Source organism: Lysinibacillus piscis (assembly GCF_026012395.1).
Taxonomy (GTDB): Bacteria; Bacillota; Bacilli; order Bacillales_A; family Planococcaceae; genus Lysinibacillus; species Lysinibacillus piscis.
Genome location: NZ_BRZA01000003.1, coordinates 243,778 through 259,676, shown reverse-complemented (window position 1 = coordinate 259,676; position 15,899 = coordinate 243,778). Strand labels below are relative to the sequence as shown.

Here is a 15,899-nt window from a genome sequence, read left to right as displayed (position 1 = left end):
GTATGTTTCAGCCATCAAGTTGGTATATGCGGCTGGGGACATGGCTCTTTAATTTAGTTTGGTTACACATTTTATGGGTAATTTTCACTCTTTTGGGACTTGTTATTTTCGGCCTGTTTCCAGCAACAGCCGCTATGTTTGCTGTATTAAGACAATTGATTATGGAGGAGGATGATAGTTCCGTTACAAAGCTCTTTTTTGAGAAGTATAAAGCGGAATTTGTCGGCTCTACTTTATGGGGCTTGTTACTATCAGGAGGTGTAGTATTACTTTACGTAAATATGCATGCCCTATCTTACCTGCAATTGGGTGTTATCCGTACATTGTTAGCCAGCTCAACTGTAGTGATAGGGTTCGTCTATCTATGTATGTTGCTTAATTTCTTTCCTGTGTTTGTGCATTTACGTCTACTGTTTTGGCAATATCCGAAATATGCCTTACTGCTGGCTGTAGCTAAGCCAATTCAAACTATCTTCATGATCATAATCGTAATTGTGCTTGCTTATTTATATTTAATGTTCCCTATTTTAGTAGTGTTATTTGGTATTAGCTTGTTCGCCTATGCATTGATGTATATTGCTTTACGGTCATTACCAAGAGAACAACTAGTAGAAGATGATTAGCATGGAATTTTCCGTTGCTAATCATCTTTTTTTGTAATCGATTTCAAAATGCCGAAAAAATTAAACATGAACAACCGAAAATATTGAAATCATCCTTTTCTGAATTTTGTTACATTGAGTGTATTAATCTTAGCTCGAAGCTGAGAGGGAAAAAATTTTTCATCATTATGTAAGCGTTATAGTTGAATTTAAAGGGGGAAGGATTGTGATGAAGAAAAACGCAAAATCAATAGACTTTATCCGAAAAAATTGGATTTTGTATGTGTTTTTAGCTCCAGCATTCTTACTGGTATTCGTCTTTAATTATATTCCGATGTACGGTGTAACCATTGCTTTTAAGGATTTTAGTCCGATTAAAGGAATCGCAGAAAGTCCATGGGTAGGTTTAAAGCATTTCAGCAGCTTTTTACACTCACCGAATTTCACAGATATATTTTTAAATACCATTAAGTTAAGTACCTTTGAACTGTTACTTGGTTTTCCTATTCCTATCATACTTGCTTTAATGCTGAATCAAATTAGACGAGCAGGTATTAAAAAGAATATCCAATTAATTGTGTATGCACCACATTTTATCTCGGTCGTTGTCATTGCGGGGATGCTCTTTATTTTCTTATCACCTGCTGGACCAATAAATGCCGTACTATCTATTTTTATAGATAAACCAATTTCATTTATGTCAGAGCCAGAATATTTCCGAACGATTTTTATTGCGTCAGGTATTTGGCAAGGTGCAGGGTTTGCATCCATCATTTATGTTGCTGCCCTATCGAATACAGATCCACAATTACATGATGCCGCCACAATTGATGGTGCATCTTTATTGCAACGAATTTGGCATATTGATATGCAGGTACTCAAGCCGACAATGGCTGTATTATTTATTCTCGCTGTTGGTGGGATTATGGGAATTGGTTTTGAAAAGGCTTACTTATTGCAAACCAGCATGAACATACCAAGTTCTGAAATTATTGCAACCTATGTGTATAAGCGTGGTTTACAAGCGGGAGATTGGTCTTTCGGTGCAGCAGTAGGCTTGTTCAATTCAGTTATTAGCCTTTGTTTATTAGTAATATGTAATTTTGTGGTGAAAAAATTGAATGGCGAAACATTATTCTAAAAGGGGGAGTATCACATGGAGGCAGAAACAAAAAGAGAGCAGAAAAAAAGACTCCAAAAATCAGAGTTATACAGGCATCGATTGATGAATAATTCCAAAATGGATAGAGCCCTTCTTTTCGTTAATAAATTTATCTTGATTGCTATTGTGTTAATTGTTACCATTCCCCTTTTGTATGTATTATTAGGTTCGTTTTTACAGCCATCCATTTTAGCTACAAAAGGGATCTCATTCAATGCAGAACATTGGACATTGGATGGGTATAGTCGCATTTTTAATGATGGCTCGATTATGCGAGGGTTCCTCAATTCTATGTTATATGCAGGCAGTTTTACACTTGTCTCCGTTGGCTTAACGATTTTAGCAGGCTATGCATTGTCTGTTGATGGTTTAGTAGGTAAGAAGTTTTTTATGGTATTTTTCCTGTTCACAATGTTCTTTAACGGGGGACTTGTTCCGACCTATTTACTTGTGAAAAATTTAGGAATGATTAATACACCATGGGCAATTATTTTACCAGGCGCTATCGGTGTTTGGAATATTATTCTAGCACGTACTTATTTTAAAGGGCTACCAAATGAATTAAAAGAGGCAGCTAAAATTGATGGCGCTTCAGATTTTGTGATTTTTATTAAAATTATTTTACCTTTATCTAAGCCAATTATATTCGTATTAGCCTTATACGCATTTATTGGGCAATGGAATTCTTATTTCCAAGCGATGATTTATTTAGAGGACCGTTCATTGTATCCATTGCAGTTAGTGTTACGTGAAATTCTTATTCAAAATGAAGTACAACCAGGTATGATTGCCGACCAATTGGCAAGAGCAGAAATGCAGCGAATTGCGGAAATGATTAAGTATTCGTCCATTGTCATTTCTAGTTTACCATTGCTCATTATGTATCCGTTTTTCCAAAAGTATTTTGAAAAAGGCGTTATGGTTGGCTCATTAAAATAACAGAAAAGTGAGGGATTTTTGATGAAAAAAATGGCGAGATTTGCTTCTGCTCTAACGATTGGGGCACTTTTATTAACAGGCTGTGGAGGAAATAAAGAGAAGTCTTGGTCTGAGGACTATGAATTAAAGGATGTGAAATTTCCATTAGAAGAGAAGGTAACATTGAAATTCATGACATCTAGTTCACCTTTAGCACCAGAGGACCCAAATGATAAGTTGATTTATAAACGCCTAGAGGAAGATACAAATGTCCATGTGGAATGGCGGAACTTTGTTGGTGAAGCATTTCCAGAGCGTCGAAATTTAGCGATGTCCAGTGGAGAAATGCCAGATGCTATTATTAATTCAGCTTATAGTGATTATGAACTTTTAAAATTAGCAGAAGATGGTGCTATTATCCCTGTCAATGATTTAATCGACCAGTATATGCCGAATCTGAAAAAGGTTTTAGAGGAAGCACCACAATACCGTTCGATGATGACAGCACCAGATGGTAATATTTATTCCTTCCCATGGATTGAAGAGCTTGGAGAAGGGCGTGAAAGTATCCATTCTGTAGACGATTTCCCATGGATTAACGTGGAATGGTTAAAGAAATTGGGACTTGAAATGCCAAAGACAACAGAAGAATTAAAGAAAGTATTAATTGCTTTCCGTGATAATGACCCAGCAGGGAATGGTCAAACAATTCCAATGTCATTTATGATTAATCATGGTGGGGAAGATTTAACCTTCTTATTCGGTTCGTTTGGTTTGGGTGATACATGGGATCGTACTGTTGTGACAAATGACGGTAAAGTAGCATTAACGGCTGCGGATGAGGGCTATAAGGAAGCGATTAAATTTTTAAATGACTTATATAAAGAAAATCTATTGGATATAGAAGGCTTTGAACAAGACTGGCCAACATATGTTGCCAAAGGACAAGAAGGACGTTATGGTATGTACTTCACTTGGGATAAAGCGAATATTACAGGTAACAATGATACGTATGATTTAATGCCACCAGTAGCTGGTCCAGATGGTCATATAAATGTTGCACGTAATAATGGTATGGGCTTTGACCGTGCACGTATGGTTATTACAAGTGCCAATAAAAATTTAGAATTAACGGCTAAGTGGATTGATGAATTATATGATCCACTGCAATCTGTACAAGATAACTGGGGAACATATGGCGATGACAAGCAACAAAATATTTTTGAGTACGACCAAAGTGCAAATATGTTAAAACACTTAGATTTACAAGGAACAGCACCAGTTGAATTACGTGAGCGCACAAGCGTTGGTGGACCTCTAGCTATTTTAGATAGCTACTATGGCAATGTAACAACAATGCCAGATGATGCGGCTTGGCGTTTAGGATTAATGAAGGATGTTATGGTGCCACATATGACAGCTGATTATATTTATCCACGTGTGTTCTTTAGCTTAGATGAATTAAAGAGATTGTCAGAAATTGAAGTAGATTTCTTTGCTTATGTGAATCGTAAGCGAGCAGAATGGATTACAAATGGCAAGATTGATGAAGAATGGGATGAGTATCTAGCTGAATTAGAGCGTTTAGGGTACTCAGAATGGCTGGAAATTAAGCAATCTGGCTTTGATCGATCGATTAAATAAGTAGGAGGATTCTATTTTGTCTACATCATATATGACACAACTTAGACCACAATTCCATTTCGCACCCAAAAATAATTGGATGAATGACCCGAATGGTATGGTTTATTTTAATGGAGAGTATCATTTATTTTTTCAACATAATCCTAATGATAGCATTTGGGGACCTATGCACTGGGGTCACGCTGTCTCAAAGGACATGGTTACGTGGGAAGAGCTAGATATTGCGCTTTACCCAGATGAGCATGGCACAATCTTTTCAGGTAGTGCTGTAGTAGATTGGCATAATACGACAGGCTTTTTTGATGGTGAGGCAGGGCTTGTGGCTATTTTCACGTATCATTTAGATAAGGGTGATGAACAGCCACCTGTACAAACTCAAGGCTTAGCTTACAGTCATGATAATGGACGAACATGGATTAAATATGAAGGCAACCCTGTTCTAGGTCACACAGATAAAATAGATTTTCGAGACCCGAAAGTGTTTTGGTATGAGCCTTCACAAAAATGGATTATGGTTTTAGCAACAGAACAAACGATTTCCTTCTATTCATCTAAAAATTTAATTGATTGGCATTTTGAAAGTGAATTTGGTGAAGGGCTCGGTAGCCATTTAGGTGTATGGGAGTGTCCAGATTTATTCTTATTGCCAGTTGAAGGGACAGCAACGGCGAAATGGGTACTATTCGTATCAATAGGAGATAATCCGCATGGTTCGATTGGTTCTAAAACACAGTATTTTGTAGGGGAATTTAATGGTTCACACTTTACAACGACTCAAAAGGATACATTGTGGCTAGACCATGGCTATGACAATTATGCAGGTGTCAGCTTTTCTGATATTCCTCAAGAAGATGGCAGAAGAATTTACGTAGGTTGGATGAGTAATTGGCGCTATGCGAATCAAGTGCCAACAGCTGGCTGGCGAAGTCAAATGACATTACCACGAACATTAGGTTTAACAAAGGTGGCAAATGGTTGGTTGATTAAGCAGCAACCAATAAAGGAATTGTTTGACTATACAGAGAATCAAGTAACGGATATTCAATTTGGTAAATCATATGAAACGACAAGCCCATTGACTATTTTAGATATGGTCATTGACAATATGCAGGCAGGTCAAGTAACGGTGACATTCCACTTTGGTGATACAGAGGAAGTGAAGCTAATCGGTCGTGGTAAAGAAGGCTTTGTGACATTTGAGCGAGCAAATAGTGGCAATATTGCATTCCATGATTTCTTTAAGCAAGATGCCTCTGTAACCATCAATCAACCAATCACAGCGTTCCAAGCGATTATTGACCGCTATTCTATTGAAGTCTTTATTAATAATGGTAGATTTGCCATGACAAATCTTGTTTTCCCGCAAGCATGTTTAACAAGTATTCAAATAGAAGCAAATCATGACAATATTCATATTAGCGAAGGCACTATCTTAGTAGCCAAATAAAAATAGTAGCGCAAACAATGTCAACGTTTGCGCTACTATTTTTTGGGAAATTATCTTCGTATTTAACCATCTAATGAAGTTAAAAGGATTATTTGGGAAGTTTTTAATATACACACAGAGAAATACTTTAAACTAGTAGTCTTTGATGCTTGATAAGATTAAAAAAGCTTTTATATAGAATGATTGCAGATAAACAATCATATAATTTATTAACGTATTATGTATCGTATTCAATTGAATGTTAAGATTCTTATCAATAATGTTATACTATAAGGGTAAAATTAGTATGGTTGTTTTATGGTGATAAAAATAATTTTCAATTTTAAGTGGATTGAATAATTATTCATTCAAACGGACGATAGGAAGAGGGTAAGCATTTTGAAATTGAAATTCAAGGATTTGGGGAAAATAAAAGAAGCCGATTTTGAATTAGCCGATTTCACATTGATTGTTGGAGATAATAGCTTAGGCAAAACAATTTTATTGGAGGCATATGCATTATACGTTAATGTGATGAAAGACCTTTTTGGTGAAAACCATATTTATGACGTAGAAATAAATGAGATGGATGTACTTGGAGAACATTCAGAAGTTTCATTTAACTATAAGATGAGAGATGAAGACAGTTTAAAAGTCATTTTAGATGGATATAAAGAAAAGTACTTAACCTTACTGAAAGAAAATATTTTAAAAAATGCGCATAGTAATGCTGATGTAGAAATTACCTATAACTATGTAAATTCGATGGAAATACCAAATAAAGTTAAAGTTATCTATCATGAAACTCTTATTAGTGTTAATTTTGGGGCTAGGGGTATGATAATTCCTAGGTTTAATGATGAAGAAAATGGTAGAGACTTAATGTTACAAAGGTTAAAAAATAGAATAACTAGCGTTTTAAATATGATTTATTTTGAAAAATTATGTGGAATCGAGGAAATTGTCTTCTTTCCATCTGAACGTAATTTGTATAGAACAAATGCCTATAAAAAATCAGCTGAATTTATTGAAGATAGTTTTTTAAAAATTGAAAAAGATGGTGATATGCGATATAGTGAATCGCTATTTGTAAAAAGTTATTTCAAATACTTAGATTCTTTCGATTTTTGGGGTGAAATAGGGCACAGTGAAGAAAGACAAGCACTTTATGATTTATTGTGTAGGTCGTTGGGAGGCACACCAGATTATGAAGATGGTATGATAATAGCCATCCAGCAAAAAGGCGAGAATATCCCACAAAATCTTTTTTCAACAAAACAAAATAGGTTTTTACCATATTTCATGTTATGTAATAACTTTATTGTCAGGGAACAAGATAGGATTATAATAGAAGAACCCGAAGCACATATGTCACTAAAAAGTATGTTTGAGCTTGTTGAAATTACAGAATATATCCTCCAAGATAATAAGATGATTATGACCTCACATAGTGATGTTTTTGTATCTCTATTAAATAATTTAATCAAAAAGAATCAAATAAATGCTAAAGTGTATGAGTTACTAGAAGAAGGACCATATAATATATTGAAGGAAGTTGTGCCTGGGGATTATGGCTATGAATTGTCGTTTATGTCGGAGCAAATGATTCGTTTAAACGAGCAGACATTGGAAGTCTTTAAGGATGTGGTTGAACGTGGTGAATAACTACAGCATTTTTAAAGCAAATGTACTGGCAGAAGTTTCTCAAATTATACTTGATGAAAAGATTCTTGTTACGCCAGAAATCGAGTTACAAAATACTTTGTTTAAAGGAAATGAATCGTTGCTTGAAAGAGTGCATTTCAAGAAGAAGAATCCAAACACAAGGTTAATTCACTTATTTCAAGAGTTGCCTATTAATAAGAAAACGGGCAAAATAGGCGAAAGTAGCCGACTTAGCTTTTTAAATATGGATAAGTTTCCAGATGGTTGTTTCTTTTTGATGGATGAAGTAACCAAAAGGATAAATTGTTACATTTGTGAGTTAAAGCATAGGCCAGGGGATAAAATTTTAGATGGCATAGACAAACAATTTTACAGTGGTTTGTTGCATTGTAAAACATTTTTTGCGACAGTGAAATTAGACGAAGAATATACTATTACGTATCATTTTTTGATTGTAGGGTGTATACGGTTATATGATGAATACGAAAAACAGCCAATCGTCAATGGTGTCCCAAAGCCTGCTCCTGGCACGCCACCAAGGAAGGTAAGAGAAATTAGAGCCTATCAACAGTATAAAGCAGGTACAATCTATTTTTCCTATGTAAAGGATTTTACAAGCAAATTTGACTTTCCTTTTACATATGTACAGCTAAACCCTATAGGAAATGTAGATGAAAGAACACTGGTATTAGAAGCGGAATTTGAATTGAACTTTATATAATTTCCATGAAGACTGTCATTCTAAAATAGAGTGCAGTCTTATTTGTTATAATAAAAAGAATAGATGGAAAAATTGTAGTGAGGTGTTTGATATGACTAATCCTAAAGTCGATGAATTTTTAAGTAAGGCAACAGTGTGGAAAGAGGAGTTTGAGCTATTAAGAAAAATTGTGTTGGACTGTGAGTTAACAGAGGATTTTAAATGGATGCACCCTTGTTATACATTGAATAAAAAAAATATCGTCTTAATCCACGGCTTTAAGGACTATTGTGCATTACTTTTTCATAAAGGAGCCCTTTTACAGGATAATGAGGGGATTTTAGTACAGCAAACAGAAAATGTACAAGCAGCACGTCAACTACGCTTTGTCAACCTTCAAGAAATTATAGGAATGGAGCCCATTATTCAAGCTTATATTCATGAAGCCATTGAAGTAGAAAAGGCTGGATTGAAGGTAGAAAAGAAAAAAGAGGTAGAAATTGTTATTCCAGAGGAGCTGCAACATAAATTTGAAGAGGTTCCTGCTTTGCAAGCGGCATTTGAGGGGCTAACACCTGGACGACAACGAGAATATATCTTCCATTTCACACAGGCTAAAAGACCACAAACGAGAGAAGCAAGAATCGAGAATAATATGCAGCGTATTTTAAATGGTAAAGGCTTAAGTGATTGTGTTTGTGGGCATTCTAAACGACTGCCAAACTGTGATGGCTCACATAAGCATTTTCAGTAAAAATAGCGGACAAATTTGTGCAAGAACGGACAGGTTTTACTTAGTTCAAATGTGTACACTTACAGTAAGGGGTTGAGGTTATGACGTGGTTAACATCTTTGCAACAAGCCATTGCTTATATCGAGCAACATTTATTAGAGGATTTAACAATGACACAAATTGCACAGGTTGGGCATTCCTCAGAGTTTCATTTTCAACGTGCATTTAGTTTACTAACAGGCATGACGGTTAATGATTATATTCGACGTAGAAGACTGACATTAGCAGCAGAGGAGCTACAGCGTACAGAGGCAAAGGTCATTGATGTTGCATTCAAGTATGGCTATGAAACACCAGAAGCATTTACGAAGGCTTTTCGGAGACAGCATGGTATTTCACCAATTGCTGTACGGCAGGCAAAGGGGAAAATTACCTCATACTACCCCCTGACAATTGAGATACAGTTAAAAGGAGTGGAACCTATGAACTATCAAGTGAAGCAAAAAGAGGCATTTCAAGTAGTAGGTATTGTGACAACAATGAAGGATAATTCAGGTATTTCGGCATTATGGAATCAATTGAACGCAAATGGTACAACAGCTCGCCTAGCGCAATTGAATAATGGTGATGTACAAGGCTTGTTAGGTGTATGTTTGCCACACGCTGAAGGAATACAATATGTAATTGGTGTAGCGTATCAAGGTGATGTGCCAGAAGACTTTGAAATGGTGGAGGTGCCTGCTTCGACGTGGGCTGTATTTGAGGTTATTGGTGCAATGCCACATGCAATGACGAATGCGTGGCAGCGTATTTATAAGGAATGGCTCCCTTCAAGCCAATATGAGCTAGCAGGAACAGCCGAATTTGAGCTGTACACAGAGGATGACCCATTTGATGATAAATGTTATTCAGAAATTTGGATTCCTGTAAAATAGAGAATTTTTCAATTGACTTTTATCTAAAATTCCCTAATATGATTTACAAGGGGGGGTGATAAAGGTGAAAAAATCATCATTATCTACAGCTAAGGTATTGAAAGTAACTTTTTAATACTTTAGCTGAATTTTATTTTCCGCTAAGGTAATTACTTCATTAAGAGAGGGAAAATAAAATGACAATGCAAATTATTCAGCCACATGAGTTTGTTTATATAAAGAAGGAAGTTCAACATCTTCAAAGTGCGTATAAATCCGTAAATGATACTGTGACAATTCAAACATTGCAAGGTCTAACACGTGAGAATTTAGGAACGATTTTAACTGAGGATAATCAACTACAAGGCTTTATTGAGCAATTTATGGACCGCAAATTATCGAAAATCACAGCCGATAAATTATTAGCGGAATTAAAAGAGTTTGTGATACCATTTAAACAGCCGACAGATAATCAGCTTGTTAAATCATTTAAAAAAGTAAAGAAATTAAAAATGCCGAACTGGGCAGAGTTTGATTTACGAGATATTAGTTTTTTAGGGTGGAATGATTCGGGGACACATCGGAAATATATCGTGCTGTATCAAGGTGAGCAGCTTATAGGGTATTCAGGTACGCTTTCGCCAACAATTCAGCAAGGTGTTTGTGCCGTGTGTCATGAATTTTCTAATGTGTCGCTATTTTTAACGACTACTAAATTTTCAGGTGATGGTACTTACACAAAAAAAGGCAATTATATTTGCCATGATAGTACACGTTGTAACCATCAGCTATCGGATTTATCAAGGTTATTGAACTTTATTGAGGTTATCGACAAATAGTAGATGTAAAGCCAAGGCATGTGGGTTAGTTGCCTTGGCTATTTTATACTGTCTATAAATGATATGAACTCTAACTATCAAATAATTTCAATTAAACATTAAATATGATACCATTGAAATATTATACTTGAGAAAAGGAAGGGCCTTTTTATGAAAATACTAATTGTAGATGATTCAACATTTTCTCAAAAAACAACAATTAAAGCGTTAAAAACAATTTACCCAGATGCGACTTATGAAACAGCCGATGACGGTATTGAAGGGATCCAGTTATATGGTACTTTTTTACCTGATTATGTGTTTATGGATTTATTAATGCCTAATATGAATGGGCAAGAAGCAATTGTTCATTTGCTTGAAAAGTTTCCAGAGGCAAAAATTATTGTCCTTTCAGCGGATGTACAAGCAGCAGTTCGAGAGGAAGTGCTAGCAGCGGGAGCTATTAAATTTATTAATAAACCGATAAATGCAGATAAACTCGGAGAAATTAAGCAGTTGATAGAAGGGTGATATGAATGCTGACAACTATACAAGAAGATATATTAAAAGAACTGTATAATGTATTTGTTGGTGAAGCGGCAAACCTATTATCAGAGATACTTCAAAAAAGAATTGTGTTATCTGTTCCGAAAGTAACATTACTATCATTACATGAGTTGAACCCTGTTGAGCAAGAGAATTTGACACCTGTACTCAATGGAACGATATTATCTACCTCTTTGAAATTTGGCAGCGTCTTTTCTGGTAGAGCAGAATTTATTTTTCCAACAGAACAAATTAAATATGTAACAGCACTCTGCCTCGGAGAAGAATACACATTAGAAGATGAAGAATCTACATTTAATGATGAGGATTTTGATGTTGTGAAAGAGCTGGGCAATATCATATTAAATTCCATCATGGGTGGTATGGGTAGTTTACTGGAAATGAAGCTAGAATACGATGTACCACAAATTGTGTTACATAGTGCTGGTGAATATGGAAGAACGCTCTTCAATTCAGAGGAAAGTAATCTATTATTACTCTATGTGAATTTTAACATAGATGATTCCAAGGTGCTCGGTTTAATTTTAATTAAGTTTTCATTAGAGTCCATCGAATTTTTAATACAAAAAGTGGACGAGATTAGTAGGGATTTAAATGAATGATTTATACTTAGCAATCATTAATCAACTAGACAATGGTATAATTTTATTGGATGATCAATTGAATATTCAATTATGGAATACGTGGTTAGCAAAGTACACAGGGAAAACAGAGGATGAAGTGAAAGGATTGCCGATTACAGAGGTCATTCCACGCTTTGATAATAATATTTATGCAGGTATGTTTGAAAAAGCTCTTTCGAATGGTCAAAAAAGCTTTTGTTCAGCAGCAATGCATCAATATTTTGTAGAAGGTCGTTGTTCCAACATGAAACAGCCTCGTCAAAATGTGCTGATTCGACATTTGCATTTAGATGACAAAATATATGTAATGATTGAGATTCATGATGTCGCAAGTGTGTATGAACGAATCCGAAATCTCAATAAATCTTTACAACATTCGATTGGCTTTACAAAAAGTTTGGAGCGATTTGCTTATTATGATAGCTTAACGGACTTGCCAAATCGCAAGTTTATTTTAGAACGAATCGAAAAACTTATACAGCAAGAGACCATATTTGTGCTATTTTTCTTAGATTTGAATGGTTTTAAGGCAGTTAATGACCAATTTGGACATCTTCAAGGCGATTTGTTGTTACAAATGTTTGCAAAGCGTGGTAGTCAATTTATTTGTACGCAAGATGTTTTAGCACGACTTGGTGGGGATGAATTTGTGCTATTAGTTGAAAATTTGACGACTCTCGATGAAATTGAACAACATATGGAAGAGGTTAAAGCATTGCTAGAAGAACCATTTATCATTGAAGGACAACAGGTCGTTATTTCAACGAGCATCGGTCATGCATGTTTCCCACGGGATGGCATAACAGCGAATCAATTATTGAATGTGGCAGATAGTAAAATGTATGCGGATAAGAAAGAGATAAAATAATAGATAACACATAGAAAGCGTTGAAGCCAGTTGCCTCGACGTTTTTTTGTTTAGGATATGAAAATGAATGACCTCGAAATCCATGATATCCGTCAAGACTTTATATCGGTATAGTGAATACCATTTGTTGTTATCACTACAAGAAGATATTTATTGAATTAAAATAAATTGAAATTTGTTACAATAATGGTATTGGAGACATGATTATTTAGTGGAAGGGTGAAGAATTTGATACATATTGTATTTGGTGCATCTGCCTCAGGAAGTTTAACACGTGCTTTAAGAAATAGGAAGCAAAATGAGACTGAGCAGGTTATTTCGTTTTGGGATATTTTTTCCGTTGGTCCGATATGGCAACTTCACAATGAAAAGGGACGACAGTTTAGATACGATTGGATGGCGGTACATCTCAATGAAGAATCGATTGAAGAGTTAGCAGATTATCAGCAACGATTTGAGCAATCAGTAGAGCAAATACAGGCTATACAAAATGGTGAGCAGCTATACATATGGCTGTCTAATAGTACACATGAGCAAGTAGGCTTACGCTATATAATCTATTTATTAAAAGAGAAAGATATACAAATGACAGTGTTGAATACTGCATTGGCACAAGCAAAGCTATTCCCAGTAATGGAGGATAGCTATATACTGCGTAGTACGGGAGAGTTAACATTTGAGCAGCTACAAACAATCTTTGAGCAGTATCAAGGTCAGTTATTATCGATGAATGAACGAGAAATTTTAGAAAAAGAATGGTGCACCTTGTCAGAAAGCCAAGATACATTAAGGATATGGCAGGATGGTCATGTACAGCATGTAGAGGAAAGCTATTATGATGCAAGGTTTATCCATCATGCGAAGGATTTGCATCAAGAGCAAGAAACCAAGAATTTTATGAAATCAGCGAGATTAATTGGTGAAGTGCTTGGTTATTTAGATGATTATGTTGGAGATGAATTTCTCCAGTATCGACTAAGGGAGCTTATCAAGCAAAATGTATTTGAAATGGAAGGTCAATTACGAGCAATGCGCTACTATAGTGTGAGATTGCTTTAACAGTAACACGCCAATAGGTGGAGAGTGTGTTACTTTTTTGTATAAGGGAAATCAAGAAAAGGAGGATGTTGGCGAATGGCTGCATCAAAGAAATTGAGAATATGCGAAAATGGACATGAATTTTATAAAAGCACGGATTGTCCAAGCTGTCCGACCTGTGACCAGCTTAGTAAACCTATGGGTGGATTTCTTGCTAAGCTGTCAGCACCTGCTCGGAACGCACTTACACATGAAGGAATTACGACATTAGAAAAATTATCGAGCTTTACGGAGAAGGAAATTTTAAAAATTCATGGTATTGGTCCTGCATCATTACCAGTACTAAGAGCATCATTAGAGGAAGCAGGACTGTCTTTTCAATAGGGAGCATATAATGCAGATTAGATTAGCTAAAATGGAAGATGTACAATCAATTAGGATGATACTAAATGATGTTACATTACAACTAATAGAAAAGGCATTCCGCAACGGGATTATCCGTGGTATGGGGAGCAAATTCAGTGACAAATAACAAGTGATATTTCATATGTTCTAATACGGGATTCTAAAATAATCGGTACATTTTGTATAAGTGAGATAAATGCTATCAATACAACAAAATTACAGAAAGCGCTGTATTTAGATTGCTGGGCTGGGAATGAGAATTTAAAAGACTTTTATGCAAGAAATGGTTTAACTTATGTTGGTGATTTTTCTGAAGAGGATTATTTGATTAGTATTTTTCGGTATAAATCATAGAGGCTTCTTAATCTATAGCTTTAGAAAGTGGGGGATATCTATGAAACCAATCCATTTGCAGTCGTTACTTGATGCGTATGCTGATTTGTCAGAAATGGCTTTTTTTCACTATGTTCAACAGTTTGAAATGGATATGATGCGTGTCAATGAACTTGCCGATCTAAATAGCTTAGTGAAGGAGCTTATTCGTCTTGGTGACCCACAGCTCCAACAATTTTTTGTCGGGTATCGTATTAAGCAAATTAGTAAGGAATTTGACTTACTGCGGATTGGGAAAGATTATGTGATTAATATTGAGCTAAAAAGGGAAAGTACAGAGGAGCGTATGCAGAAGCAGTTGAAGCAAAATGCGTATTATTTAAAGTTTTTAGAGGTAGATATATTGAATTTTACGTTTGTTTCCTCTACGCAAACATTATACCAATTACAAATGGAGCAGCTTGTGGAAGTGTCGATGGATACTTTATGGCAAGCGCTGGCTAATCAGCAAGTGAAGGTATTAGCCAATCTGGATGATTTATTTGACCCAATCAATTACCTCGTTTCTCCTTTTGATGCACCCCATGCCTTTATGAAGGAAGAATACTTTTTAACATCGCCTCAAATGACGTTTAAACGAGAGATATTGGAATTAGTTGACCAAAATAAATCGGTTGTCATTGATGGTGCACCAGGGACAGGAAAAACATTATTAACGTATGATTTAGTTAGGACATGGAAGCAAGCGGGGAAAAAGGTTGTGCTCTTACATGGAACAGCATTGAATAAAGGGCAGCATATTTTAAATGAGCAATACGGTTGGCATATTAAAACGGTAAACGATATGGTCATAGACGATGCAGATATTGTCGTTATTGATGAGGCACAAAAACTCCATTATGAGCAAATGCAGTATATTCGTACAAAATTAGAGGAATATCAAGTGCCTGCTGTGTATTCTTTAGATGCGGGTTATTATTTATTTGGTGAAGGTAAACGGATGGATGTTCTTGGTTATATCGAGAAGCATTTTGATATGAAGCAGTATGAATTGCGGACAGTTATGCGCTATAACAAGGAAATGCAAACTTTTGCACAGTTACTTTTTGATAAAAACTTGCCACTTACCAGACAGTATTTCCCGAATGTTAGTGTTCAATATTTTTCAACCAATGCCGCATTTATTCAACATATTGAGGAGTGTAGGCGTACCAATTGGCTTGTCGTGAATTGTTATCATTTTGAAAGACCCACAAATGATATTTTAGGGCAAGAATTTGACCGAGTATGTCTTATTGTCGATCATCATTTTATATATAAACCAAATGGTCGAATATCAGCTATGCGAAAGCGAAGGGCAACTGACCCGATGAAAGTGTTGTATCATACCATTATTCGTACACGTAAAAAGCTACAAATTGTTGTTGTTAATAATCCAATAGCTTTAGAGCATATTGTGAATATTGTAAAACATGAAGACTAG

At 35.6% G+C, this 15,899-nt stretch carries 16 protein-coding genes; all 16 read left to right on the top strand.

Features of this window, described 5'->3' with window-relative positions:
- The first annotated feature begins 2 nt into the window (after nucleotides 1-2).
- The 16 genes from OPF91_RS14055 to OPF91_RS13980 all read left to right on the top strand — a co-directional run bounded on the left by OPF91_RS14055 (nucleotide 3) and on the right by OPF91_RS13980 (nucleotide 15,899).
- Nucleotides 3-623, top strand: a complete 621-nt coding sequence (locus tag OPF91_RS14055) for a YesL family protein (protein ID WP_264989483.1) — start codon at nucleotides 3-5, stop codon at nucleotides 621-623.
- A 208-nt stretch (nucleotides 624-831) separates the two neighbouring features.
- On the top strand, nucleotides 832-1,743 hold the full coding sequence (locus OPF91_RS14050; RefSeq protein WP_264989575.1) for an ABC transporter permease: 912 nt from the start codon (nucleotides 832-834) through the stop codon (nucleotides 1,741-1,743).
- Between the two features lie 84 nt (nucleotides 1,744-1,827).
- Nucleotides 1,828-2,703, top strand: coding sequence for a carbohydrate ABC transporter permease (locus tag OPF91_RS14045; RefSeq protein ID WP_264989574.1), 876 nt, complete (start codon nucleotides 1,828-1,830; stop codon nucleotides 2,701-2,703).
- 21 nt (nucleotides 2,704-2,724) lie between these two features.
- A complete protein-coding gene (locus tag OPF91_RS14040) occupies nucleotides 2,725-4,326 on the top strand; it encodes an extracellular solute-binding protein (protein WP_264989482.1) in 1,602 nt (533 codons plus the stop codon).
- 16 nt (nucleotides 4,327-4,342) lie between these two features.
- Entirely contained in the window at nucleotides 4,343-5,773 is a 1,431-nt protein-coding gene (locus OPF91_RS14035) for a glycoside hydrolase family 32 protein (protein ID WP_264989481.1), read from the top strand.
- A 378-nt stretch (nucleotides 5,774-6,151) separates the two neighbouring features.
- Nucleotides 6,152-7,417 carry an AAA family ATPase gene (locus tag OPF91_RS14030; protein WP_264989480.1) on the top strand — a complete coding sequence of 422 codons (1,266 nt, stop codon included), beginning with the start codon at nucleotides 6,152-6,154 and terminating at the stop codon, nucleotides 7,415-7,417.
- Entirely contained in the window at nucleotides 7,407-8,138 is a 732-nt protein-coding gene (locus OPF91_RS14025) for a hypothetical protein (RefSeq protein ID WP_264989478.1), read from the top strand. The genes OPF91_RS14030 and OPF91_RS14025 overlap by 11 nt, the downstream gene beginning before the upstream one ends.
- A gap of 91 nt (nucleotides 8,139-8,229) precedes the next feature.
- Nucleotides 8,230-8,871, top strand: coding sequence for a YdeI/OmpD-associated family protein (locus OPF91_RS14020; protein WP_264989476.1), 642 nt, complete (start codon nucleotides 8,230-8,232; stop codon nucleotides 8,869-8,871).
- An 80-nt stretch (nucleotides 8,872-8,951) separates the two neighbouring features.
- Nucleotides 8,952-9,785: an AraC family transcriptional regulator gene (locus OPF91_RS14015; protein WP_264989475.1), complete on the top strand. Its 834-nt coding sequence runs from the start codon at nucleotides 8,952-8,954 to the stop codon at nucleotides 9,783-9,785.
- 176 nt (nucleotides 9,786-9,961) lie between these two features.
- On the top strand, nucleotides 9,962-10,603 hold the full coding sequence (locus OPF91_RS14010; protein ID WP_264989474.1) for a FusB/FusC family EF-G-binding protein: 642 nt from the start codon (nucleotides 9,962-9,964) through the stop codon (nucleotides 10,601-10,603).
- A gap of 150 nt (nucleotides 10,604-10,753) precedes the next feature.
- Complete coding sequence (locus OPF91_RS14005) at nucleotides 10,754-11,113, top strand: response regulator (protein ID WP_264989473.1); 360 nt, start codon at nucleotides 10,754-10,756, stop codon at nucleotides 11,111-11,113.
- 5 nt (nucleotides 11,114-11,118) lie between these two features.
- A complete protein-coding gene (locus OPF91_RS14000) occupies nucleotides 11,119-11,751 on the top strand; it encodes a hypothetical protein (RefSeq protein ID WP_264989471.1) in 633 nt (210 codons plus the stop codon).
- Entirely contained in the window at nucleotides 11,744-12,640 is an 897-nt protein-coding gene (locus OPF91_RS13995) for a diguanylate cyclase domain-containing protein (protein WP_264989470.1), read from the top strand. Before OPF91_RS14000 ends, OPF91_RS13995 begins: the two co-directional genes overlap by 8 nt.
- Before the next feature lie 228 nt (nucleotides 12,641-12,868).
- Nucleotides 12,869-13,699 carry a DUF1835 domain-containing protein gene (locus tag OPF91_RS13990; protein ID WP_264989469.1) on the top strand — a complete coding sequence of 277 codons (831 nt, stop codon included), beginning with the start codon at nucleotides 12,869-12,871 and terminating at the stop codon, nucleotides 13,697-13,699.
- Nucleotides 13,700-13,774: 75 nt separating this feature from the next.
- Entirely contained in the window at nucleotides 13,775-14,062 is a 288-nt protein-coding gene (locus OPF91_RS13985) for an RNA polymerase alpha subunit C-terminal domain-containing protein (RefSeq protein ID WP_264989468.1), read from the top strand.
- A gap of 415 nt (nucleotides 14,063-14,477) precedes the next feature.
- Complete coding sequence (locus OPF91_RS13980; protein ID WP_264989467.1) at nucleotides 14,478-15,899, top strand: AAA family ATPase; 1,422 nt, start codon at nucleotides 14,478-14,480, stop codon at nucleotides 15,897-15,899.